Genomic DNA, 25,912 nt, shown 5'->3' on the forward strand with positions numbered 1-25,912 from the left:
AAAAAAAGGCCCTCTTTCGAGGGCCTTAAGATTTAGAAGAAACCTTTAAGAGCATCAACCATATCCAGTCTTTCCCAAGTGAAGCCATCTTTCGATGTACGGCCAAAGTGACCGTAAGCAGCTGTCTCAGAGTAGATTGGACGAAGAAGGTCTAGGCGCTGAATGATCGCCTTAGGACGCATATCGAATAGTTCGTTGATTGCAGCAGTTAGTTTCTTCTCATCAACTTTCGAAGTTCCGAAAGTGTCGATTAGAAGAGACATCGGCTTAGCAACACCGATTGCGTACGCAACTTGAACGAGAGCTTTATCAGCAAGACCAGCAGCAACTACGTTCTTAGCAATGTGACGAGCAGCATATGCAGCTGAACGGTCTACTTTAGAAGGATCTTTACCAGAGAAAGCACCACCGCCGTGAGCACCGTGACCACCGTAAGTATCTACGATGATTTTACGACCTGTAAGACCACAGTCACCAGTTGGTCCACCGATTACGAAACGGCCAGTTGGGTTGATGAAGTATTTAGTGTTCTTGTCGATTAGGTTCGCAGGAACTGTCTTCTTGATTACTTCTTCCATGATAGCTTCTTCAATTTGCTTCTGAGTTAGCTCTTCAGCATGTTGAGTAGAAACTACGATAGCATCTAGGCGAGAAAGTTTTCCGTTCTCGTATTGAGCAGTAACTTGAGTTTTACCATCAGCGCGAAGAAGTGGGAAAGTTCCGTTGTGACGGATTTCAGCAAGACGACGAGCTAGCTTGTGAGATAGATCGATTGTCATTGGCATAAGAGATTCAGTTTCGTTGATCGCGTAACCGAACATAAGACCCTGGTCACCAGCACCTTGGTCAAGGAATTTACCTTCACCTTCGTTAACACCAACAGCGATATCTTGAGATTGCTTACCAAGAGCGATTGTTACGCCACAAGTATTAGCATCGAAACCTTTATCAGAGTGATCATAACCGATCTTTTTGATTGTCTTACGAACAGTTTCATTGATGTCTACGTTTGCACCAGTTGTAACTTCACCAGCAACAACAACTAGACCAGTAGTGATCAAAGTTTCGCAAGCTACGCGAGACTTTGGATCTTGAGCAAGCATGGCATCAAGTACAGCATCAGAAATCTGGTCAGCGATTTTATCCGGGTGACCTTCAGTTACTGATTCAGAGGTGAACATATAATCTTTCAACATAAGCTTAGCTCCTGTAAAAATCTAAACAAATAATAATCTAATGGGCGTTTTTATACCCTGCTTGATGCATTTTATCAAAAGGAATTTGAGACATTTTTTGGCTTAAATAAAAGGTGACTATCGAGAGCCGGTTTCGGTCTTGGTAAAGTAGCGGAAGTAATGTGGATTCCGATGGTCATAAAATAGCTTTATACCGTTTTTCTCACCGAGAGCGTAATTACGACCATTAATTTCTACCACCTGGTAGACCTCGAATGCAGGATCTTTAAACGAGTAGAGGAAGGTGTAGTCGCCATCGTTAAATGCCTTTAAAAGCTCCTCCTGCCCTTTAGACAGAAGTCCTGGTCGCTCTGGGTAAGGAATGTAGTCTTCCCAAATGGAATCCATATGAATGCGACCAATCATACTGGCGCGTGAAAAATAGCGAGTCGTCTTAAAGGAAGTATCACCCTCTTTTAAAACCTGAAGAGCAATCTCTACGTTTTGCTGTCTGAGCTTTTTCGCACGAGGGGCCATGTCCGGACAAAAAATCTTCGCCACACCACTCATGTAGTAATAAGTGAATGAGAACTCACCCTGTTTAAACAAAGCATTGAGCCATCGTTCATTCTTAATATGGAAATCCGTCGTCACTTTTTTAAGATAAGGATAAATGAATTCTTTCTTACCAATTGAAAGATACTTTGGCTTATCCAAACGATTCATTACAACACGAGCAACGTCCTGACGCTCAAGAGCATCATCACCATCGACTCCACCTACTTCATTAAGAAGAATCGTTTCTAGAACGAAGATGGCGCGTGGAAGTTCCGGTTGATTCAACCAGTAGTTATAAACTTCGGCCTGCTTGGTATAAACGAATTCCTTCAACTGATCAGCGGCACGGTTGTGCTGAAGAATGAGCTGACGGTTTGGAGTTGAGTTCTTGTCTCCTGCAATGGATTGGACCTGATTCTCAGGAAGAGTCAGTGAACGATAAAAATCATGGGCACGACGAGTCCGGTCTTCCCACTCATCAAGTCTTTCCACTAAACGAGATTTACCTTTTGCAAGTTCTGACTCGATTTTCGAAAGCACAAACTCCATATCATATCGGGCGTCCTCTGAAAGATAGAAGCCATGTCCTTGAAGTTCAAAATGAAGAGTATCAATTGTGGTGCGGAGATAAATATCAGAACCGGTTCGGTCTTTATTATAAGCACCGTCTTCCAATAACTTTCTATAGAGGAAAGAATAGTTCGCCACTTTTACTGATTCAGAATCTTCTTTCTCACGATACTCGTCATAGACCTTACGATTTTTCAAATGATCGACCGGATACTGGAAGTTGGACAGGAAAGAGACCTTATTAATTAAAGTCTCATAGCTCTTCAGAAGTTGGCCTAAAAGCTTAAGTGACTCTTTGCGAGTGGCGGTTCTCTTCGCTTCATCGGTAGCTAGCTCACCTTTTTTCAGAGAGAGAAGCTTCTTTAAAATTTTACGTGAAGGAGCGGTAACGTCCTCATTTGGAAGTTTCCCTTTTTTCACTTTTTCTTTTTGATCTTTGATCCAAGCGACTTTTTTCTCAAACTGAGGGAGGAGCGCTTTGATGGATTCAACATCTACATCGTCGTTCAGTTCCGGAATCCAATACCCCTGGCCTCGATAGGCCAAAAGATACTGATCGAACATTGCCTCTGCTTTTGGCACGCAAATACGAGTCCTGAATTTATCGAAGGACTCCATATAAGTGGCCACGTGATTCGACATGTCCCCTTCCCATTTAACAGAGGAAGTTGCACATGAAGATAGAGAAACGAGGCACAATGATAAGAATAAAGCCTTATGGCTTAAGTTCTTGAACAAAGCTCGACTCCCATAATCCAAGACAAGTTCTGTTACTAAGAATTAACAGGACACCATCTTGATCAATGTTTTTATCAATTGCGGTTCTTAGCTCTTCCAAATTAGTGGCGACCTGAGAAGGTTTTCCCATGGCGGTAATTTCCTTGGCGAGTTTATCTACATCAAGGTCCTGACCACCTAATGCAGTCGTAGCAATACTTGCTTTTGCAATGATGACCTTATCTGAACCAGCAAGAGAATCACGGAATTCATTTTGAAAGATTGAACTTCTTGCTGTCGCTGAAATTGGCTCGAAGATCGTTACAATTTTCTTACCTTTAAAACGAGCATGAATGGCATCAAGAGTAACAGTAATGGCGCGAGGATGGTGAGCGAAGTCGTCGATCACAATCATGTCTTTATACTTTCCACGAACTTCCTGACGACGTTTTACCATACCGATTGATAAAGCTGCCTTCTGAACATCTGCAACTTTAAAGCCCTCAGAAAGAAGATAAAGAATACAGCTCGTGATATTGAGAACGTTATGTCCGCCAACGACACTTGATTTGAATGGAATCGTTTCACCTTTCCACTTCACTTCGAACTCTGAGCCGTTCTCAAATGTTTTCACATTATGAGGGCCCGTTTCAGAACCCGCACCGTAGAGGAACCACTTCTGATTAGAGTTCTGAGAATATTCTTTATGAAGCTTCATCGCTGAAGGATATTCCTGATTCAGGATGAGAGTTGATTTCATATTTGGCATTACTGCACGGAACTCATCTTCAATTTTTTCAACTGAAGAGAAAATGTCCGCATGATCAAACTCTAACGAAGTCAGGATCATATTTTTAAGTTCATAAAGACGGAACTTCGAAATTTTATGAAAGTAAGCAGAGTCATATTCATCAGCTTCAATGACGAAATACTTGTCCCCAAGTTTCGCTGGATCGCGACCTTCAATAATACCGCCGACAAGGTAACCAGGATTTTGTCCAAGTGACTCAAGCATCTGTGTTAAGAAATAAGTCGTTGTTGTTTTACCGTGTGTACCGGCAATACCAATGACATTTTTTTCTTTAAGCACCAGAGAACCAAGTGCAGAAGGAAACGAAGTAAATGGCACACCGGTTTTTTCAATCATGCGTGCGGCATCTAGTTTCCCTGATACTGAGTTACCAACGACGATCAAATCATATTGTTTCAGAAATTCAGGAGTCACTACATCTAGCTTGTGAAGAGGAATGCCAGTTGTCTCGAGAAAGGTGCTCATCGGAGGATAAAAAGCAGAATCTGCTCCTTCAACTTGAAAGCCAGCTTGCTTAACTAAAACAGCGGCAGGTCCCATGCCTGCACCACAGATGCGATAAAAAAATACTTTCTTAATTTGCGAGCGACGCTTGATGAGATCTTCTTGCGAGATGAGATTTGCGAGGTCCATTCCATTTCCTTTAGTAAGCTAGAATTTCTCTATTCTAGCCTACTTCAAGAATGAATGTGGACATTTAGATGAAGAATAAATTATCCGAGCAAATTACTTAACAATGAAATCTGAAAGACTCTTCCAGTACTGATCATAAGTCTCAACTTGTGGCATGTGACCGATCCCTGGTAGTTCTCTTAGAGTTCCCTTCGGAATCTCTTTAACGACTGCTTTTCCCAAAAGATCATAACGGCCAAGCTCATTTTTTACTGAGTCCGGGGCCCAACCTTTTCCAATCGCCGTTCTATCTCGAGTCCCTACGAGAAGAAGAGTCGGCATTTTTAAATTTTTAAATTCATAAACCACAGGCTGAGTGAAAACCATGTCAGTGGTTAAGGCGGAGTTCCAAGCGATACGAGGGAAATCTTTGTGAAGTGTCCATCCAACTAAAACTTCAATCCCTTTTTCATACTCTGGTTTCCATTGGCCATCGTAATAAACGTTTTTCTGATAATCACGAATTTTAGTCTCATCATTTTTAAGTTCAATTTGATAAAGCTCATTCACGTCCTTGTATGGAACTTTTATTTTCCAATCTTCTAAACCAATCGGATTAATCAAAGCGAGTTTTTGAATGGCCCCTGGAAACATCAGGGCCTGACGAGTGGCGAGCATGCCACCCATTGAATGACCGACGAGAATATATTTATCCACGTTTTGTTTCGTTACTAACTCATGTGTGAGTTTGGCCAAAAAATGAAGTGTGTATGGAAATGATTCTGGCTTACTTGATTTTCCGAAACCAATTTGGTCAGGGATAATCACTCGATACTTTTGTTTTAAGAGATCTCTGGCAGTTCGCTCCCAGTAGTGGCCGGAGAAGTTTTTACCATGGAGAAGGACAATTGTGCCCTTCAACTCCCCTTCAGGTTTCACGTCCATGTAGGCCATTTTGTATTTCTGATTCTTCACGTGAATCTCATGGAACTTTACTGGGAAAGGGTATGAAAAACTTGTGAGTTCAGCATCTTGAGGGACAAATGCGGCCATCACGAGACTAATTAAAGAGATCATAAACATTGGTATAAGCATGGGATTTCCTTCGAGGATAAAATTAAACTTAGCTTAGCTAGGGTCGATAGGTCTGATATTAGGAATTATTTTACAGGTTTAAGAATTAAATGAAAGTCTCTTCGGCCTTGCTACTCTCAACTCTTGTCCTGATGGGCTGTCAGCCTGCCGATTTTCCACTTGCTGGTAAAATTCAAGTTAATATCAAAAATTCTAGACCTTCAATTACAAAAGTTGTTGTTCAAAATGATCAACTCATTATTTCTGGTAAAAATCTAAGCGATGTAACAATTGCCAAAATTGAAGGTAGTACAAATCATAATTTTCAGATTGAATCAAAATCTGAAGGTCAACTTGTTCTAAATGCGAAAAGTGCTCTTAGTTTATTAGTAGGTCAAACTTTCAATCTTATCGTTTCATCTGCCCAGGCTGATGCAACTTTTCCAATTTCATTTGAATTACAAAACGGTCAAGTGACAGCGGCAAAACTTCATCACATGGGTGCAAGTGCAGGACAATATCTTCGTTTCAATGGAACGTCCTGGGCACCCGCCTCACTTACAAGCTCGCAAATTTTTGCTGGTGCTTATGATGCCACTGCCAATTCACCTGATATTGAAGCAATTGGTGGAACAGCAGGAACGTATTACATTGTTTCAGTTGCCGGAACTCATAGCTTTAGTTCCGGCCCTATCACCTTCAATACTGGTGACTGGGTCATCTTCAATGGTTCTGAATGGGAGAAGCTTGCAGTTGGTGCAAACGCGGTTTCTGCTTTTAATGGCAGAACTGGATCAGTTGTTCCCGCGGCAGACGACTATTCATGGAGTATGTTAACAAAGGCCGGAGGAAAACTCACTGGTTCAAAAGTTTCAGAGATCGCCGATGTTGATGTGACCGGAATTCAAGATGGTGACATCCTTCAATGGAACGCAAGTGCCACAAAGTGGGAAGTTAATTCTGTCCCGGCTCCGACAATCACTGCAGGTTCAATCACAAATACCCAACTTGCTAACAGTGCGGTTGATTCAAACAAAATTGTTGATGGAACAATTGTTAACGCTGACATCTCAGCGACGGCAGCGATTGATCAATCAAAGATCAATGGACTGACTGGTGCTCTGAATGGAAAAGAGGCCTCCCTACCTTCAGGTGGGACAGCAGCACATTATTTAAATGGAAATAAAGCCTGGGCCGACTTTTCAGGAAGCGTCTTAGGAACTCTTATCACAACATATGCGACCGGTGGATCTGGTGCCATCGCAGTTACTGATACCATTCCACAAGCACTCTCAAAATTAGAAACTAAAACGAATTCATTAGGGAACTACGTTCTTCGTGACGGAACGAGTGCTATGACCGGTGACCTTCAAATGGGCAACAATCAGATCACGGGCCTTGGCGCTCCTGGTGCAGATACAGATGCTGCCACTAAAAAATATGTGGATGATGAAATTGCAAACGCTGCTCTTAGTGGCGGTTCTTCTCAGTGGACCACTACAGGGGCCAATATATCTTATTCAACTGGTAACGTCGGAATTGGAACAACAACGCCAACGGCCACTCTTCATGTTAAGAAAACAGGAATTGAGGCAGGCATAGAGCTTGAAAGTGATACAGCTAGCTCAGCCGTCACTTTAAGAAGCACTAATACTGGTGTTGATTATCAAATGATCTCAGACACTATAGGACGTTTTATAATTGCCGATCTCAATACTGAGAATATAAGAATGGCCATTCTGAATAACGGGAATGTGGGAATTGGCACTGTAACTCCAGGAACTAAACTTACCGTCTCTGGTGACATCTCGACTTCTGGGGCACTCCGCATGGCGAGTGGCGTGAATTACGTCGAGATGAAGGCACCCGCAGCTCTGGCCGCAACTTATACGTTAAATCTTCCGGTCAACGATGGTGACGCTAATCAGGTTCTCACAACCGACGGTTCAGGCACCCTATCTTGGACAACGCCTGCTGCTGGTGGTGCTCCAACGGGTAATGCCGGTGGTGATCTAACTGGCACCTACCCTAACCCAACAATCGCTGCAGGACTTGATGCCACTAAAATTGCTGGTGGTAACGTAACGAGTACAGAGTTTAACTATCTGGCAAACGTGACTTCAGATATTCAAGCTCAATTAACTGCGAAAGAAGCTGCTCTTCCAACTGGTGGTACGACAGCTCAATATTTCCGTGGCGATAAATCCCTTGGAACTTTTGATACAGATGTTCATTCGAGTTTATTACCATTGGGATTTACTGCCTCAGGGGCCGGAGCAGTCGGTCCTCTCGATTCTATGTTGAATGCAATTGCAAAATTGCAGGGCCAAATCAATTCCCATTCAACTTCAATTACTGCCAACACAACCTGGACAAAAACTGGAACGACTGATGTTAAATACGTTGGTGGTAACGTCGGTATCGCTCGAGATCCGGCCTCAAATACTAAACTTGATGTTGAAGGCCAAATCAGATCGGGAGTTTCAAACATTGCGAACGGATCAATTAACTTTAGCTCGGGTAACACAATTACGACGACATTCGATTGTGCGACGGCCCTTTCTCTGGCAAATATCAGAGAAGGTGGTTCTTATACGATTATCGTGACTGGCACAGGAACGAATCAGTGCAACTTCTCAACAACAACGACAGGTGATGATGGAGGGGCAGTTACTTATCGCTTTCAACCAGCAAACGCCCCAAGAACCGCTTTATCACACACAGTTTATTCCATTCTAAGAGCTAATAATGTTATCTACGTCTCTTGGATCACGGGGTTTTAAAGAATATCTTTAGGTCTCCAAAAGTTAGTGGAGCGATCATTTTCAAATACCCACAAAATCTGTTCTTAAATTCCGATAAATCATTGTTATCAACTTACAGGACAGCAATGTGCCATTTATTTGGATAATATTATTTCTTTCATTTCCTGCTTTGAGTTTCAGATCAAATCTTGGTTTTTGGAAGTCTATGACTCCTGAGGTGTGTGCCTTTGGACCTAATTTCAATGTCGATGGAGATGTCTATTCGATAGTAACGGACGGTTCTACTATTTATATTGGTGGTACATTTTCAAACATAAATGGAGTATCGAGAAAAAGAATTGCGGCCTTCGATAATAACTGGAACCTCCTTCCCTTCAATCCAAAAGTTAGCAATGCCGTTAAAACCATGAAGATTTCTGGTTCTACACTTTATGCGGGCGGTGATTTCACAAACGTCCATGGTTTCGTTGAGGGACTCGGCGCCAAGATGAGCACGTCAGGAGTATTTGATACATCTTCACCTGAAATTGGCAGCTTTATAAACTCAATCGATATCGCCATTCCTGATGGCTCAGGTGGATGGTTTATAGGTGGCGGTTTTAATACAGTCGGAGGAGTTTCACGTTCAAGACTAGCAAGAATAAATGCTGATGGTTCACTCCACAGTTTTAATCCAGACCCCGATGGAAAAGTAAGCGCACTAAAACTTGATGGAAACATTCTTTATGTCGGAGGAGCGTTTAATAATATAGGAGGAGTTGCTAGATCTAAACTCGCCAGTTTTGATATCACAACCAACACTATTACCTCCTACAATCCTAAAATTGGTGGCACTGTTCATCATCTATTAGTTAATGGATCGACACTTTATGTAGGCGGCATTTTTAGTAACATTGGTGACTTTCTAACAACCAATGCTGTAATGACGGCCTCTTCAGGAGTGGTGAATGCTTCTAGTCCTGTTTTCAACAACACAGTTTCCGTCGCCATCCCAGATGGTGTCGGTGGGTGGTATGTAGGCGGAACATTTACCACTGTAAACTCAGTTCCACGCAATCGACTGGCCCGAATTAATGCCGACGGTTCTCTTCATAGTTTTAATCCAAGTTTTGACGGCTCAATCAATTCTCTCTACTTAGACGGAACAATTTTGTATGTGGGTGGAAATTTTTCAACTGCAGCGGGAGTCGCCCGGAATAAATTGGCCGCGATAGATACAACAACAGGAACGGCCACAAGTTTATCCGTTGCGATTACGGGTTCTGGAGTTAATGCCATTGCAAAATCTGGCACAACACTCTACATCGCTGGAACTTTTACGGCGGTTAATTCCACTAGCAGATCAAATATTGCAGCGATAGACACATCAACAAACACATTAACAAGCTTCAATCCAGGTGCTAACGGTATAGGTGTTAACGAACTACTCTTAGATGGAAATAATCTTTATATCGCTGGAAATTTCAGTACAGTGGCCTCTATTACACAACGTGGCCTAGCTCTTATAGACATCTCTACTTCAACCCTAGTCACTACCTTTAAACCAAATCTTTCTATTGGGGCCATCGTAAATGATATCGTTTTGAGTGGATCTACATTATTTATTGGTGGATATTTCACATCGGCAAATGGTGACTCCAAAACTCATCTTGCATCAGTAAATGCAGCTACCGGTGTGCCAAATTCCTTTGCGCCCAATATAGATACAACTGTCTCTGAACTCTATCTGAATGGAACAACACTCTATTTAGGGGGGCAATTTACAAGTGTTAATGGACAGCCCAGGGCAAGATCTGCGGCATTTGACATCACCACTGAAACGCTAACAGGTTTTAATCCTGGCTTCAACAATTTTGTGAATGCCATTGCTGTTAGTGGTCCGAATCTCATGATAGGAGGGAACTTCACTGTTGCTGGCGGTGTTTCGAGACTTAATCTTGCAGCACTCGATAAAAATGACGGAACCGTTTTAAGCTTCAATCCAAATCTTAACGGCATAGTGCATGACAGTGTGATAGATGGATCTAATTTATATGTTGGCGGATCGTTTACAACGGTCAATGGATCCGATTCTAAGTTTCTCGCGGAAGTCAATGCAGTAACCGGAATTGATACCGGCTTTAGATCACAGGCCAATAGTGGTGTTCGTTCTCTTGTAAAAGTGGGCACCACACTTTATATAGGTGGTTTGTTTAGCTCAATAAAGGGCTCAGTAAGAAACAGAGTTGCAGCTATTGATCTATCTAGTGATTCCCTTCTGCCCTTTGATCCAAACGTTGGGGCCTCGATTGGAGAGATTGTTTATACTATGGCCACCGATGGAACAAGCCTTTTTATCGGAGGCGAATTCACCAAAGTCGGAGGAGTAACAAGAAATAAATTTGCTTCAATAGATTTAATTTCAGGCGCCCTTAATAGTCTCGAGGCCAGTGCCAACAATAATATTTTAACTATCGCATACGATGGAAGCGACCTATACATCGGTGGCCAATTTACCGCCATCGGAGGAACATTCAGAAATCACGCATTAGCTATTGATCTTCCTACCGGAACCCTAACGAATTTTGATCCGAATATAGAGGGAGTGGTCCAGGCCCTTGATGTAAGTGGAGGGTTAGTTTTCTTAGGTGGTTCGATCACTAAAGTAGGAGGAACCACAAGGCCAAGGCTTGCCGTCGTAAATGCAACCACAGGTGCTTTAGATTTTGATCCTGGCACTATAAATGGCTCCTCGATTGAAGCAGTGCTTGTCTCCGGAAATAATCTTTTTATTGGGGGAGATTTTACATCAATTGCGGGAACAACTCGGAACATGGTCGCCGCCATTGATATCACTTCCAACACACTGACAAGTTTCAACCCAAATGTAACGAGTGGTTCAAAAGTATTTGAACTCGTAGAATATGGAACGACTTTGCTGATAGGTGGATCTTTTAGTAACGTGGGTGGGACCTCTCGAGTGAACTTTGCCCAAGTCGATCAAGCAACTTCAGCGGTGACTGCTTTAAATCCTGCACCAAACAGCAGCGCAAATACTCTTTTCGTACATAACGATACTCTCTACCTCAGTGGTGCATTCTCAACAGTGGCGGGAAATTCACGTAATAAACTTGCCATGATTGATCTTACGACAGGAACGCTTAAGCCTCAGCTAGTAACGACAAGTAACCAGATTTCAGCGTTCTTGCCAAGAGGAAGTGCCATGGCGGTAGGAGGCTCCTTCCTCTCTTTTAACGGAAATCCCAATCGCATTCATTTGACCGAATACACTTGTCCGTAAAGCGGCCCTCCTGTTCCTTTCTGGAGCACTCAACCCTTAATTTATCCGCAATGCCATAATATCTCGAAGAGATGATTCGATATGCTGGGTAGTTAAGTTGTTAAGAAAAAACAAAAACAAATGTTTAAAAATTTATATTTTCTCTTTATCGGCCTCTTATTATTCCTGATTAGCTGTCAGGAAGCTTCCATTCTTCCGGCCAACATCAAAGTTAAAATCAATGAAACGAGACCATCAATTTCCAAGGTCGTTGTTCAAAATGATCAGCTCATCGTAACGGGAAAAAATCTGGATGGAGTAATATTAGCTCGCATCGAAGGCAACACGAATCATAACTTTCAGATTGAATCAAAATCAGAAAACCAACTTATCTTAAACGCAAAGAGTGCTTTAAGTTTATTAGTTGGTGAAACATTCAATCTAATCGTTGGAAATGCAAGTGCCAATGCGACCTTTCCTATTTCATTTGAATTACAAAATGGTCAAGTGACCGCGGCCAAACTTCATCACATGGGTGCCACAGCTGGACAGTTTCTTCAATTCAATGGAACAAACTGGGCGCCTGCTTCCATCTCTTCTTCACAAATTTTTGCTGGTGCTTATGATGCTGCAACCGATACTCCAGATATTATATCAATTGGAGGTTCCGCAGGAACTTACTACATCGTATCTGTAGCAGGTTCAAAAGATCTTGGTGCTGGTTCGGTACTTCTCAATGTTGGTGACTGGGTCATCTACAATGGTTCAATATGGGAGAAGCTTGCAGTTGGAGCAAACACTGTTTCTGCTTTTAATGGTAGAACTGGATTAGTTGTTCCTGAAGCAGATGACTACTCATGGAGCATGCTTACTAAAACTGCCGGTAAACTTACTGGTTCAAAAGTTTCTGAGATTGCCGATGTTGATGTGACCGGAATTCAAGATGGTGACATCCTTCAATGGGACGCAGGTACCACAAAGTGGGAAGTAAACTCTGTTCCAACTCCTACCATTTCTGCAGGCTCCATTACATCAACTCAACTTGCGAACAGTGCGGTTGATTCAAACAAAATTGTCGATGGAACAATTGTTAACGCTGACATCTCTGCTGCTGCGGCAATTGATCAATCAAAGATTAATGGACTCACTGGTGCTCTGAATGGAAAAGAGGCATCTCTTCCTACAGGTGGAACAGCTGCTCATTATTTAAATGGAAATAAAACTTGGGTAGATTTCACAACTAGCGTTTTAGGCACACAACTTTCAGGTTACGTAATAGGTGTAGCTGGTGCTATCAGTCCTCTCGATACCATTAATCTGGCCCTTGGAAAATTAGAAGCACGAGATTCTGTTATCTCTGCGGCCCAAAGTAATTATGTACTTTTAAACGGTACTTCTCCGATGACCGGTGACCTTCAAATGGGTAACAACCAAATCACAGGTCTTGGAGCTCCTGGTGCTGATACTGACGCTGCCACTAAAAAATACGTGGATGATGAAATTGCAAATGCGACCCTTGGTGGTGGATCGTCTCAATGGACAACTGCTGGTTCAAACATTTATTACAATACGGGAAATGTGGGTATTGGAGTTTTAAGTCCAGGATATGCCCTCGAAGTACAGGGCATTGCTGCCGCAAATAATTTCTTATTGAAAGGTCCCTCTAGTAGAACGATTACACTGAGTGCGCCGGCGAGCCTCTTGGCCACGTATGCTTTGAATCTTCCTATTTCAGCAGGCTCAAACAACCAAGTCCTCACAACTGACGGTTCAGGAAATTTATCTTGGACTACTCCCGCTTCTGGTGGTGCTCCTACAGGTGCGGCCGGTGGAGAGCTGAGTGGCACATATCCAAATCCCACAATTGCAAATGGTCTTCCAGTCACAAGACTTTCCGACGGTTCGATTGATAACACTGAATTTGGTTATCTCAATGGTGCGACTTCCAATATTCAAACCCAATTGAATAACGTGACAACAACTGTACTTGCGGCACCCATTGGTTCAGTCAGTGAGACAGCAATTCCTCTTCTTACAACCGATACCATTCCACAGGCAGTTGGAAAACTAAACGCCTACATCGGCGCGCTCTCAACTTCGCAAGCAGGTTATTTGCCTCTGAATGGATCTTCTGCCATGACTGGTGATCTTCAAATGGGGAACAACCAGATCACAGGATTAGGTGCTCCTGGTGCTGATACAGATGCTGCAACTAAAAAATATGTCGATGATGAGGTAACTGCGGCCTCAAAATGGCTCAGCAGTTCTTCTGATATTTATTTTGATACAGGCAAAGTGGGAATTGGAACGAATGCACCAACGGCCACATTACAAATCGGCCAAAATTCAGGAAGTGCTAATCCCGCTCAGCTTTTCTTTGGCGAAGCCAAGACTTCAGGAGGAGGCAGGCCAAATATTGTGGGCCAATGGTCTTCGAACGATAGTTGGGGTATCGGTCCTGCCACATCCGGTATTGATCAAATGCTTAGAATCGGAAAAGTGACCGGTTTAGATTCTGACTGGGCCGTGACTCAAGATCTTGTTCTTAGCGTTCCCGTTTTAGCAGTAGGAACAACAACCCCACTTCAAAGTGGAGTTGCAACTTTTAACGGTAATGTTGGTATTGGTAACAATAATCCATCTGAGAAATTAGATGTAACGGGCAATATTGCCCTCACTGGAAAGTTGCTCTTAAAATCAGACACCGCAAACTATGTTGAACTAAAGGCCCCAATAGGTCTTGGCTCAACTTATACTTTAAACTTTCCCCTAAATGATGGATCGACAAATCAGGTTCTCACCACTGATGGTTCAGGAAATCTTTCTTGGACAACCCCGGCCGGTGGTGGTGCTCCTACTGGTGCGGCAGGTGGAGAACTTAGCGGCTCATATCCGAATCCAACAATTGCTAACGGTCTTTCTGTAACAAGACTTTCTGATGGTTCGATTGATAACACCGAATTCGCTCACCTCAACGGCGTGACATCCAATATTCAAACACAGCTTGATGCTAAGGAAGGTGCTTTACCAGCAGGTGGCGTCGCTGGAGACTACTTACGCGGTAATAAAACATGGTCCAATTTTTCGACTGATGTTCAAGCAAGTGTCATTGGAACTTTCACTCCAGTCACAGGTTCTCAAGTCTCGGCCTTAGACAGCATTCTCAATGCTCTTCAAAAACTTCAAGGACAAATTAATGATCTTGTAAGTGATCTCTCTGATTCAATCACATGGACCAAAAACGGAAGTAATATCGAATACAATACTGGCAACGTAGGTATCGGTAGAACACCTGCAACCAAGCTTGACGTTAACGGAGGTATTCGCCCAGGTTCTGAAACTTCTGTGACGACTTGTGGTTTAGGAGCGACCAACGGCGAAGGAACTCAACGCTATAACTACACTACACATAGAATGGAATATTGTGATGGTGGCGCGTGGGTGGCGATGAATGGGAAATCGGATTATGGAACACTTACCATTACTGGGGCGGCCAACTGTCGATGGGAGCTTACCAGTTCATCTTGGAATAAATACGTTGCTGATACGGATTGCCCAAATCCAGTTTTAACAGGGGCCGCTTTAGCACCTTCTGAAGGAAAGATTCCGGCCATTCGATTTGCTAGTTTACCTGCCGGCGAGTATGAAGTTCATTTAAATGCTTATTCGATGTATGCAGTGAATGATGGCTTTTGTATGTACCGCTTAAGTGATGGAACCAATTTTTCGGGGATGAGTAATTCCGATGGCTACTATCTACTTGAATTGAATTTTCTGGTTGGTCGGTTTCGTTATACCACCGACCAAACCAACATTACTTTCTACCTTGAGGCCAAATCACCTTCGGCCCCTACTGAGACCTGTCGAACAGACAACTCCGTCGTAGGACAAGATAAAATCCAATTCTGGGTCAATCGTCTTTAGTCATCAATTCGATCGTAGCGACAGCCCCAAACCAGTGCTCCAACAATCATAGTGTTCTCATCATGAAATTTTGGATTATTGAGTGGGCCATATTCTGAAACTTCAGTTGGGCAATAAGCAAACTCAGGAAACACAGATTCAAAATCATCATCGTCACTTAAAACTTTAGTCGCAACTTCTCTCACAACTTTCTCATCCAATCTTCCAGCATCATATTCTTTGAGTGCCAGTTCATACGTGGTGAAATATTTGATGGCCGAAGCAGGAACAGCCCTGTTTTTCACGATGTGGATGTAACTCGCTAAAATGCGATCAGGATATTCTTTGATGATATTGTCATAAATTTCCGGATCATCCCCAACATCATCACCCATTAGAATGAACTGATCTGTGGTTGCATCGAGAACTTTTTTAATTGCACCTGTTTTATATTCCATATGATCAGGACGATTAAAATTACTATTAAGAATAACGTCATTGTGCTGAATCTGATGCTTTTCTAATAGACCTATTACTTTGGATTTTAAAACTTCAGGCGAAGAAGAGATGACAGTAAGTCCATTCACATAACCGCGTGTCCCCGCTAGAAACTGAGGGATTCCCGCATACACTTCCTTTCTAACTGTGGCATAGCCAACGGACTCTACCAGATCCCCTGAGTTGGTGATCTTTATTGTATCATCCAGATCACTGATGATCTGAATTCCTGCGAATGAATTGAATGAAAGAAGTGCGGTTAAGAAAAAGACCTTCTTCATAGGATCTCCGGTTAAAAATATTTAACCAAAGTATCCCTTCCTTCACTAAATCCTGACAGTATGAGTGAACTATCTATCTAGACTGTCTAAATTTTAGACACTTTCCCTGCACTTTTTGCCCATGGAGCAGTCTGTCCTCAATTATTGCTGAAGTCTTTAAATATTAAGAACATATAGGTCGATAAATATTTGGAAGTCTTTAACAAGTGTAAAGAAAATATGAAGAAACAAACCTCCATTTATTTATTGGCCTACACACTTTTATTGAGTTCTTGTCAGGACGCTGGTTTTTTAAGTGGTCAAATTTCTATCAGCATAAAAAACACAAAACCTGAAATCACACATGTTAAAGTTCAGAATAATCAGCTCATCGTCACAGGAAAAAATCTAGATAAAGTAACAATCGCAAAAGTGGAAGGCAGCACCAATCATACATTTGAGATTGAATCTAAAACTTCAGATAAAGTTATTCTTAATGCCAAGAGTGCACTTAGTTTTCTAGTAGGTCAGACTTTCAATCTAATTGTTTCAAATGCGCAGGCGGCAGCGACTTTCCCTATTTCGTTTGATCTTCAAAATGGACAAGTAACCGCAGCAAAACTACATCACATGGGTGCAAGTGCAGGACAAGTTCTGCAATTTAATGGAACAACTTGGGCCCCTGCCAATGCGGCAAGTTCGCAAGTTTATGCAGGCACATACAATGCTTCAACTGATACACCAGACATCGTTGCGGCCGGAGGTTCTGTTGGAACTTACTACATCGTAACAACTGCTGGCTCACAAGATCTGGGCAACGGTGTTGTTTCATTCGATGTAGGTGACTGGGTCATCTTTAATGGAACCACTTGGGAAAAAGTGGCCATTGGCGGAAACACAGTATCCAATTTTAATGGTCGTACGGGAGCAGTCGTCCCTCTTGCAAACGATTACTCTTGGAGCATGCTTACGAAAGCAGCAGGTAAACTCACAGGCTCAAAGCTCTCTGAAATTGCTGATGTGGACGTAGCTGGCATTCAAGACGGCGACATCCTTCAATGGAATGCAGGTGGATCAAAATGGGAAGTAAATGCAATACCTGCCCCTACCATTGCTGCCGGATCAATTTCAAATACCCAACTCGCTAACAGTGCGGTTGACTCAAATAAGATCGTCGATGGAACAATTGTTAATGCTGACATCTCTGCCACCGCAGACATTGCTCAATCAAAAATTTTAAATCTGACAACGGATTTAGCAAATAAAGAACCTCTGCTTCCAACTGGCGGAACAACTGCTCAATATCTTCGCGGTAATAAAACTCTGGCGACTCTCGACACTGCGGCCGTTCCTGAGAATGGAAATCTTTATTTCACACCAACGCGAGTTCTAGGAACTTTAATCACAACATATGCTACCGGTGGAACCGGCGCTATCGCTGTAACTGATACTGTGCCTCAGGCCCTTTCAAAACTAGAGACAAAGACCAACTCATTAGGGAATTACGTTTTACGCGATGGTACAGCAGCGATGACTGGTGACCTTCAGATGGGTGGCAATCAAATCACAGGCCTCGGCGCTCCTGGAGCTGATGCAGATGCGGCCACTAAAAAGTATGTGGATGATGCTGTCGCCGGTGGGGGTTCATCTCAATGGACAACGGCGGGTTCGGCCATTCATTACAACACTGGCCGTGTAGGAATCGGAACTACGACTCCAAGTACATTGTTAGATATCAGCACTGGTGCCACTCCTCCCGCCGCTGATGTCAATTTAATCTCAATGACCGTTCAAAGTAATGTTTCTGACAGTGCAGGTACTGGCGCCGGTTATGATAATGGACCAAAACTTTATCAAATTGGCGTTGGCGATGATCAATTAATGGACCCCACAGGGGCCACTCCAACAGGTATTGGCTCGGCCATGTCATTCAAAATGACCCCATTCGCCGACACTAACGGAGTTAGTGCTGAGTCTTTCACCAGTTACGTTTTTAGAGGAGCAACTTCGGCTTCTGACTTTTGGATTCATAATGCAAGACTGCACGCTCAAGGCCTTAACCTTGGATACAATCGTCTAGCCGATATTGTTCCACTGAATGGAGCCATCATTAGTGGAAACGTGGGTATTGGTGTTGCGAATCCCACTCGCAAATTAGATATTGCTGGAACACTTGGGTTAAAATCCACTACGATCAATTACGTAACTCTAAGAGCACCGGCAGGATTAGGTACAACTCTTGATTTCGTTCTTCCAGCTTCATTCGGAACAAACAATCAGGTCTTAACCACAGATGGAGCAGGAAATCTTTCTTGGACAACACCAGCGGGCGGTGGCGCTCCGACTGGTTCTGCCGGTGGTGATCTAACAGGTACTTATCCTAACCCAACAATTGCAGCAGGACTTGATGCCGCAAAAATTGGTGGAGGAAGTGTTTCCAGTGCTGAGTTTAACTATCTCGATGGAGTGACTTCAAGTATTCAAAATCAACTGAATGGGAAAGAAGCATCTCTTCCAACCGGTGGTACGACTCTCCAATACTTCCGTGGTGACAAAACACTCGCTACACTTAACACGACTGCAGTTCCTGAAGGAACCAACGAATACTTCACTCAAGGTAAAGTTAGAACTACGCCAATTAATGGTTATGCGACTGGTACTGCAATTCCGCTCGCCACAACAGACACAGTACTTGAAGCTCTAGGAAAATTAGAGGCCCAGAATACTGCCAACGCCACTGCTCTTAGTAGCACTGGCCAATGGGGCAAGACGGGCAGTGATGTTTACTATACTGCTGGCAACGTTGGTATTGGTCTTAATAACCCTGCCTCAAAATTTCATATGCGTGGGCCTGCTGCCTTTGAGAGTATTACTGCAGACAGTTCAGGACCAACATTCAGCTTCTGGAAATCAAGAAATTTTGCCGCCACTCAAGATGGTGATGAACTAGGCTTTATAAGCTTTTTTGGTCATGGCGGCTCTGGACTTTTACGTTCCGCCTATATTCTTGGTCAAACCGATGGAACACCGACCGCGACGTCCGCTCCTGGTAGTCTTGCCTTCTTCACAACAACTTCTGGAGATACAGAATCAACAGAAAAAATGAGAATTACTTCTGATGGTTATGTCGGTATCGGGAATAAATGGCCCGGATTTGCTCTAGATATTAATAGCTCAGACTCTTTTCAACAAAGACTCTCTCACTATTCAAACAACGACTATGATGGTGCGGCCATTATGATGGTTCGCGGTCGTGGGACATACGATACTTCTACTGCGGTTTTAGATGATAACACCATCGGTGGCCTATACTTCCGCGCCTGGGACGGAGGTAATGCAAGTACGACAACTGCTGCGATGGAAGTTATGTCGACTGAAAATCACTCTGCCACAAATAAAGGCAGTAAAATCTTTTTCCAGACGACCCCAAATGGATCAAATGCTCGCATGGAAAGAATGGTGATCAATCACAATGGTAATGTGGGGATTGGTGTTACCAACCCATCTTCTAAGCTTGAAGTTGCGGGGACCATTACAGCGACAGAAGGGGTCGCCGTTTCCGGGACCAACTCGTTCAACGGCGTTATGACTCTACGTAATATCGCTGCTGATGGTCTGTCGGGCTCAGTCTTCCATGATAACAATAACGCTATTAAAGGATTCGTTGGACACATCAATAGCGGAGCCACAGGATATCCAGTTAACTCTGTGGCGATGATGGGATCCGGAGTTCCAGTAGTTCTTGCAGTGGATTCAAGTGCAAAAGTCACTGTCACAGGGGGCTTGGTAGATATTTCCACCAATCTGAATCTTGCCTCAGGTAGAGTACTGGCCATTAACGGATCGCAGATTTGCGATGCCACAGGTTGTACATCATCATCTGACAGACGTTTAAAACGAGATATTCATCCTCTTCAAGACTCACTATTAAAAATCACTCAGCTTAAAGGCGTTCAATACTACTACATTAATACTCAAAATTTCGGTGAACAACACCAAGTTGGTGTGATCGCTCAAGACGTAGAAAAAGTATTTCCGGAAGTTGTGAAGACCGATCCTAAAACAGGATTAAAGTCAGTGGCCTACGATCACTTAGTCGCACCGATCATTGAAGCAATTAAAGAACTCCATCAAATGGTAGTGAAACTTTTTGAAAATTCGGAACGGCATTCTCGAGAAATCGCTTCTATCAAAGAAGAAAATAAAAAGTTAAAGGCCAAGTCCCTTCAGTTTGAGTTAGAGAATGAACAGCTCAGAGCTGTATCAAAAAAAGTTGAACAAGAAAATGCGGCAATCAAGGCCTATATCTGCCAGAAAGATCCATCGGCCGCAGTCTGTAAATAGTCAGCTATATAATCGCTTAATCACTGTTAAATTTAAACCTTCATTTATTAAGGGTCGACAAGAACATTAATGAAATTCTTAATGTTCTTAACAAGCATGGTATTCCTAATTACATCATGTCAGGATGCTTCCCTTATTGGAAAAATTTCTGTCAAGCTCAATGAATCACGTCCCTCTGTTACTAATGTTAAAATCGTTAATGATCAATTAATTGTAACTGGAAATAATCTTGATAAAGTGACGCTCGCCAAAGTCGAGGGAAGCACAAACCATGAGTTCCAAATTGAATCTAAATCTTCAGACCAGATTATTTTAAATGCTAAAAGCGCCCTTGGATTTTTAGTGGGACAAACATTCAATCTGATTATTTCAAATGCTCAAGCTGCCGCGACCTTTCCCATTTCTTTTGAATTACAAAACGGACAAGTCACAGCTGCCAAACTTCACCATATGGGAGCTAGTGCCGGACAATTTTTACAATTCAACGGAACAAGTTGGGCACCGGCCTCAATTACATCATCTCAGGCCTTTGCCGGTACTTATGATGCGGCCACAGACTCACCGGACATCGTTTCCATTGGTGGTAGTTCTGGAACTTACTATATTGTGACGGTCGCCGGTACTCAGGATCTGGGTTCAGGTCCAGAGACATTCAACGTTGGTGATTGGGTCATTTACAGCGGCTCTTCATGGTCACGAATTGCAGTTGGTGCGAATACTGTTTCAGGTTTCAATGGCAGAACTGGACTAGTTGTTCCATTAAGTGGTGACTACTCATGGAGTATGCTCACTAAGGCGGCCGGTAAACTCACCGGTTCAAAGCTTTCAGAAATTGCTGATGTTGACGTGACTGGCATTCAAGACGGAGACATCATTCGATGGAATGCTGGTGGATCAAAGTGGGAAGTGACCCCTGCACCGTCACCAACGATAATGGCGGGTTCTATTTCAAATACTGAGCTCGCAAACAATTCAGTCGACTCAAACAAAATCACTGATGGCACTATTGTAAATAGTGACATCTCTGCCACGGCCGACATCTCTCAATCAAAAATTCAAAACCTCACAACTGACCTAGGAAACAAAGAGCCACTTCTTCCAACCGGAGGGACAACTGCCCAGTACCTTCGCGGTAACAAAACTCTAGCGACCCTGGACACTTCAGTCGTCCCAGAAAATGGTGCGCTTTATTTTACAACTGCACGTGTATTAGGAACTCAACTTGCTGGTTATACCACCGGAATGGCCATTCCTCTTGTGGCAGCCGATACAATTCCTCAGGCTTTGGGCAAACTTGAAGCATATATCGCTTCTCTTTCTACTTCTCAAAGTAATTATGTTCTTCTCAATGGCACAAGTTCTATGAGTGGCAACCTGCAAATGGGTAATAACAAGATCACCGGACTTGCCACTCCGACTACAGGGACAGATGCTGCAACCAAGGCCTATGTGGATTCAGTTGCTGGTGGTTCTTCTCAGTGGACCACCAATGGTTCAAATATTCACTTTAATACTGGCAATGTAGGTATTGGTGTAACCACACCAACTGCAAAATTGCATGTGGCATCTGGTAGCAGTTCCCTTAAAGCAGATTTATATCCTGAAGATGCTGCAGTTGTTATTAGTGCTACAGGAAGTGGAAGTGGTTCAGATCCTTACGCATCTTTTGTCGCGCGAGCTTATCGAAATGGTGAAAGTGGTAGTGAATCCAATATTTATTTATGGGCAACAGGTGGTACACCTGGAGCTCATACTCCATTTTCAACCAATTCAATAATTGGTTCATTATCATTCGCTGCAAACTACACAACAGGTGCAGCAACGGCCAGTCAGTCAGTAGCAGAAGTGAAGGGCTTTACGGGAGCAAATTTTACCAGTGCAGATAGAGAAGGATATCTCGCTTTTTATACATCCGATGGTGGATTGGCCGGTACAGAAAAAATGCGAATTAATCATCTCGGTAATGTGGGCATTGGAACGACTTCCCCTACAGAAAAATTATCAGTGAATGGTAATGTTGCGGTTTCAGGTGGAATGCATCTTAAGTCTGATAACGCAAATTACTTGCAACTTAATGCACCTTCAGGCCTTGCTTCTACCTTAAATTTTTATCTTCCCGGAACTTATGGTTCGAATAACCAGGTCCTTACCACTGACGGTGCTGGTAATTTAACTTGGACAACTCCTGCTACTGGTGGAGCTCCAACTGGTGCTGCTGGTGGAGACTTAAGTGGAACTTATCCAAATCCAACGATCTCTGGTCTCGCAGCAACAAAGATTGCTGGTGGTTCAGTTGATAACACTGAATTCGATTACCTAAATGGTGTAACTTCAAATATCCAAACCCAACTGAATGCTAAAGAACCTGCGATTACAGCGGGAACAAATCTTCAGTATTTCCGAGGGGACAAAACTCTTGCGACTCTAGATACATCTGCAGTTCCAGAAGGAACTCGCGAATACTTCACTCAAAGTAAAGTGCGTAACACTCCTATTAATACCTACGCTGTAGGAACTGCGATTCCCCTAGCTGCAACCGACACAGTACTTGAAGCACTTGGAAAATTAGAAGCACAAATCATTGCCAACGACACGGCCTTCGACAATACAGGACACTGGAGTCTAAACGGCGCAAAAACTTTCTACAACGCTGGTAACGTAGGGATTGGTACGAACAATCCTGGATCACTATTAGAATTAAGCACTGGTGCATCAGCTCCCGCTTCTGATGTGGATTTAATCTCAATCTCGGTTACAAGTAACATCACCGATTCAGTCGCTGGTGCGGTTTATAATAATGGTCTTAAGTATTACAAGATCGGTGTAGCAGACGATCCAACCCTAGACACTACAAATGGAGCGACACCGACTGGTATTGGGACGGCCTTATCGTTCAGCATGTCTACAATCAGTGACTCTGCAGTGGGAGCAGAAGATTTTACTAACTACGTTTTCAGAGGACCGAGTTCGGCCAGTGATCTATGGATTCACAATGGTAAAATTTATCCACAGGCCATGATGATTGGGTATGACAGACTTTCTCAGACACCTCCAGCAAACGGAATTGCCATTAGTGGTAAAATGGGAATTGGTAATGATTCTCCTGACTACTCTCTTGATCTGGACGGAAAAACTGATGGGATTCGCCTTCCTGCAGGAACAACTGCACAGCGACCAGGAACGCCTAATCAAGGAGTACTACGTTACAACTCGGATTCTACAGCGATGGAGTATTATGATGGTTCGGGCTGGACTCCGATAAAATCAAAATACGACAGTACAGTAATTACAACCGGTACGACCATCACCGCGTCTCAGGGTTACCAAACTTTAACATTCAATACTGCCGCTAATGTCACTGCAACTCTTCCAAATACAACAGATTTACCAGCTGGATGGTGGGTTGAAATCATGAATAATAGTACAACTCGTATCGTGACAGCGACTCCATCTGATGGCACGACCGTGGATGGGGTGGCAAATTTTTCAGTCGTAAGAAACAGCTGGTATCGAGTGATTTGGAGAGGTACTTCATGGAGGGCCATCTACGTTTCGGGGCCTTATTTTTATACGCCAGCAGGTCAAGTGGGAAGTTTCTCTTCCGGCAAAGCCACCACAGGAGCTGGGATGAGCACATCAATAATTGCGACTGGTGCCGTTGAAGGCGCAGGTGGAGGCATTTCACTTATTGCTGGTACAGCGGCCACGAGTACTGCGAGTTCATATGATGGGGGAGCGATTCTTATACAGTCAGGGCAAGGTGTTACCAATGGTAACGGAGGAAAAATTCAATTAGCAGCTGCATTTGGGCCTGGTACTGGACAAGGTGGAGATATTGAACTTCTGGCTGGTGGCGCAAATAGTACGGGTACGGGTGGGAAAGTTCTTATACACGGTGGTAATGCAGCAGGAGTAAGAGGACACATTTTATTAGATCCAAATAATCAGGGGAAAGTGGGTATTGGTCTTAATAATCCAAGTTATAAGTTAGACGTTGTCGGAGATATAAACATCGCTGCCGGCTCACTTAAATTCGGTGGAACCGATGTTTGTACTAGCTCCGGCTGTACATCATCTTCTGACCGTCGCTTAAAGAAAAACATTCATCCTATCCAGGATGCTCTTCTAAAAATTGTTCAGCTTCAGGGTGTTCACTACGATTACATTGATAAGAAAAAGTTCGGAGATAAACATCAGGTGGGCGTGATCGCTCAAGACGTGGAAAAAGTTTTCCCTGAAGTAGTTCTTACTGATAAGAAGACAGGGCTAAAATCTGTGGCCTACGATCACCTTGTGGCCCCAATTATCGAAGCAATTAAAGAGCTCTTTGGAATGACTAAAGAAAACTCGCGAGAAATTGCTTCACTTAAAGCAGAGAATGCAGCGATGAAAGAGTATCTTTGCAAAAAAGACCCTACGGCCCCGTTTTGTCAAAAGCAGTAGTTACTTCCAGACGATCTCACCAATCGCACGTCGAATATCATTGAGATTGGTTTTATCAAACCAATGGTGTTTAACCGCATTCGATAGAATGATGTGGCCCTTCATTTTGTCAGGGTCAATCCAGATCGAAGTTCCGGTGAAACCTAAATGACCAAATGTGAACTTCCCACAACCTTTTCCGGCCAGAGTATTTTCAGGATTTTCTACCCGGTCCCAGCCTAAGGCGAAGCGATTAGAATGTTTAGACAAATCACTCTTAACTTTAGAGATAAAGTCCGTTTTTTCCTGATAATTCAGAAGTGTTCTGCAAAGACCATCTGTGGTTGAAAACAGACCGGCGTGACTTACAAAAGTTCCAATGGTCCACGCATTCGGATCGTGGACTTTACCGTAATTGGGAACTCCGTTCTTGTATCCGCACTGAAGAGTTGGATACCAGAAAGGAAGATCGGTCCAATACATGGTTTCTTTGTCCCAAACCGTCTTACAAAGTTCTTTCTGATCCACTTTCTTATTCTCCAGCTCAAGCATCACACGAAGGGCCGAAAAATCAGAATAAAGCGTCTCACTCTCCTTCACCCGATAACTTGAAATTAAATTTTTCCAGTTATCCACAGCAAGAAGGCCCCAAGACGGAAGCCCGCCACGATGAGAGAGACACAGAAGCATCTCAGGATCAAAGGCCTCGGGTTTTAGAAAATAAGCGAGAGAATTAGCGAGGGGTTTGGTTAATGAAGCAAGATCAAAGTACAGAGTCGGTTCAGCTTTAAGTTTCAATTCACCTTCGAATGTATTGGCCTCAAATGCCTCATAGGTTTTGGCCTTAAAATCAATCACCCCTACTCCCATACCGTCCATTGGACCCATTGGAAGAAGTGAGGAAACAATTCGAATAATCTCTTGCATAAACTGAACTCAAAAAA

The 25,912-nt window shown here is 43.2% G+C and carries 11 protein-coding genes; 5 read left to right on the top strand and 6 right to left on the bottom strand.

Annotated elements, in window-relative coordinates; translation table 11 throughout:
* Positions 1-32: 32 nt before the first annotated feature.
* From metK to ACJVC5_RS03030, 4 genes are all read right to left on the bottom strand, one after another.
* A complete protein-coding gene (gene metK, locus ACJVC5_RS03015; protein ID WP_408097907.1) occupies positions 33-1,196 on the bottom strand; it encodes a methionine adenosyltransferase in 1,164 nt (387 codons plus the stop codon).
* A 117-nt stretch (positions 1,197-1,313) separates the two neighbouring features.
* Entirely contained in the window at positions 1,314-2,945 is a 1,632-nt protein-coding gene (locus ACJVC5_RS03020) for a hypothetical protein (protein ID WP_408097908.1), read from the bottom strand.
* A gap of 73 nt (positions 2,946-3,018) precedes the next feature.
* On the bottom strand, positions 3,019-4,464 hold the full coding sequence (locus ACJVC5_RS03025) for a UDP-N-acetylmuramate--L-alanine ligase (RefSeq protein WP_408097909.1): 1,446 nt from the start codon (positions 4,462-4,464) through the stop codon (positions 3,019-3,021).
* Positions 4,465-4,557: 93 nt separating this feature from the next.
* On the bottom strand, positions 4,558-5,538 hold the full coding sequence (locus ACJVC5_RS03030) for an alpha/beta fold hydrolase (protein ID WP_408097910.1): 981 nt from the start codon (positions 5,536-5,538) through the stop codon (positions 4,558-4,560).
* Between the two features lie 89 nt (positions 5,539-5,627).
* Here ACJVC5_RS03030 and ACJVC5_RS03035 point away from each other — a divergent pair, with 89 nt between their 5' ends.
* From ACJVC5_RS03035 to ACJVC5_RS03045, 3 genes are all read left to right on the top strand, one after another.
* Positions 5,628-8,300, top strand: a complete 2,673-nt coding sequence (locus tag ACJVC5_RS03035; RefSeq protein ID WP_408097911.1) for a beta strand repeat-containing protein — start codon at positions 5,628-5,630, stop codon at positions 8,298-8,300.
* A gap of 151 nt (positions 8,301-8,451) precedes the next feature.
* Positions 8,452-11,562 (top strand): beta strand repeat-containing protein, encoded by a 3,111-nt coding sequence (locus ACJVC5_RS03040; protein WP_408097912.1) that lies wholly within the window; start codon positions 8,452-8,454, stop codon positions 11,560-11,562.
* Between the two features lie 120 nt (positions 11,563-11,682).
* Complete coding sequence (locus ACJVC5_RS03045; protein WP_408097913.1) at positions 11,683-15,465, top strand: beta strand repeat-containing protein; 3,783 nt, start codon at positions 11,683-11,685, stop codon at positions 15,463-15,465.
* Here the strand turns inward: ACJVC5_RS03045 and ACJVC5_RS03050 are convergent.
* Positions 15,462-16,223 carry a phosphatase domain-containing protein gene (locus ACJVC5_RS03050; RefSeq protein ID WP_408097914.1) on the bottom strand — a complete coding sequence of 254 codons (762 nt, stop codon included), beginning with the start codon at positions 16,221-16,223 and terminating at the stop codon, positions 15,462-15,464. The genes ACJVC5_RS03045 and ACJVC5_RS03050 overlap by 4 nt on opposite strands.
* A 219-nt stretch (positions 16,224-16,442) precedes the next feature.
* Here ACJVC5_RS03050 and ACJVC5_RS03055 point away from each other — a divergent pair, with 219 nt between their 5' ends.
* Positions 16,443-20,546 (top strand): tail fiber domain-containing protein, encoded by a 4,104-nt coding sequence (locus tag ACJVC5_RS03055; protein ID WP_408097915.1) that lies wholly within the window; start codon positions 16,443-16,445, stop codon positions 20,544-20,546.
* A 69-nt stretch (positions 20,547-20,615) separates the two neighbouring features.
* Positions 20,616-24,989, top strand: coding sequence for a tail fiber domain-containing protein (locus ACJVC5_RS03060; RefSeq protein WP_408097916.1), 4,374 nt, complete (start codon positions 20,616-20,618; stop codon positions 24,987-24,989).
* Here ACJVC5_RS03060 and ACJVC5_RS03065 read toward each other — a convergent pair whose 3' ends face one another.
* Entirely contained in the window at positions 24,990-25,895 is a 906-nt protein-coding gene (locus tag ACJVC5_RS03065; protein ID WP_408097917.1) for a serine hydrolase, read from the bottom strand.
* Positions 25,896-25,912 lie beyond the last annotated feature (17 nt).

This window comes from Peredibacter sp. HCB2-198 (genome assembly GCF_045999315.1).
In the GTDB taxonomy this organism is placed as follows: Bacteria; Bdellovibrionota; Bacteriovoracia; order Bacteriovoracales; family Bacteriovoracaceae; genus Peredibacter.

What these genes read in the sequence shown, in the direction of transcription:
- ACJVC5_RS03055 (WP_408097915.1), top strand. Translation starts at nt 16,443, where the DNA reads ATGAAGAAACAAACCTCCATTTATTTATTGGCCTACACACTTTTATTG.
- ACJVC5_RS03035 (WP_408097911.1), top strand. Translation starts at nt 5,628, where the DNA reads ATGAAAGTCTCTTCGGCCTTGCTACTCTCAACTCTTGTCCTGATGGGC.
- ACJVC5_RS03045 (WP_408097913.1), top strand. Translation starts at nt 11,683, where the DNA reads ATGTTTAAAAATTTATATTTTCTCTTTATCGGCCTCTTATTATTCCTG.
- ACJVC5_RS03060 (WP_408097916.1), top strand. Translation starts at nt 20,616, where the DNA reads ATGAAATTCTTAATGTTCTTAACAAGCATGGTATTCCTAATTACATCA.
- ACJVC5_RS03030 (WP_408097910.1), bottom strand. Translation starts at nt 5,538, where the DNA reads ATGCTTATACCAATGTTTATGATCTCTTTAATTAGTCTCGTGATGGCC.
- ACJVC5_RS03065 (WP_408097917.1), bottom strand. Translation starts at nt 25,895, where the DNA reads ATGCAAGAGATTATTCGAATTGTTTCCTCACTTCTTCCAATGGGTCCA.
- metK (WP_408097907.1), bottom strand. Translation starts at nt 1,196, where the DNA reads ATGTTGAAAGATTATATGTTCACCTCTGAATCAGTAACTGAAGGTCAC.
- ACJVC5_RS03050 (WP_408097914.1), bottom strand. Translation starts at nt 16,223, where the DNA reads ATGAAGAAGGTCTTTTTCTTAACCGCACTTCTTTCATTCAATTCATTC.
- ACJVC5_RS03020 (WP_408097908.1), bottom strand. Translation starts at nt 2,945, where the DNA reads ATGTCGAATCACGTGGCCACTTATATGGAGTCCTTCGATAAATTCAGG.
- ACJVC5_RS03025 (WP_408097909.1), bottom strand. Translation starts at nt 4,464, where the DNA reads ATGGACCTCGCAAATCTCATCTCGCAAGAAGATCTCATCAAGCGTCGC.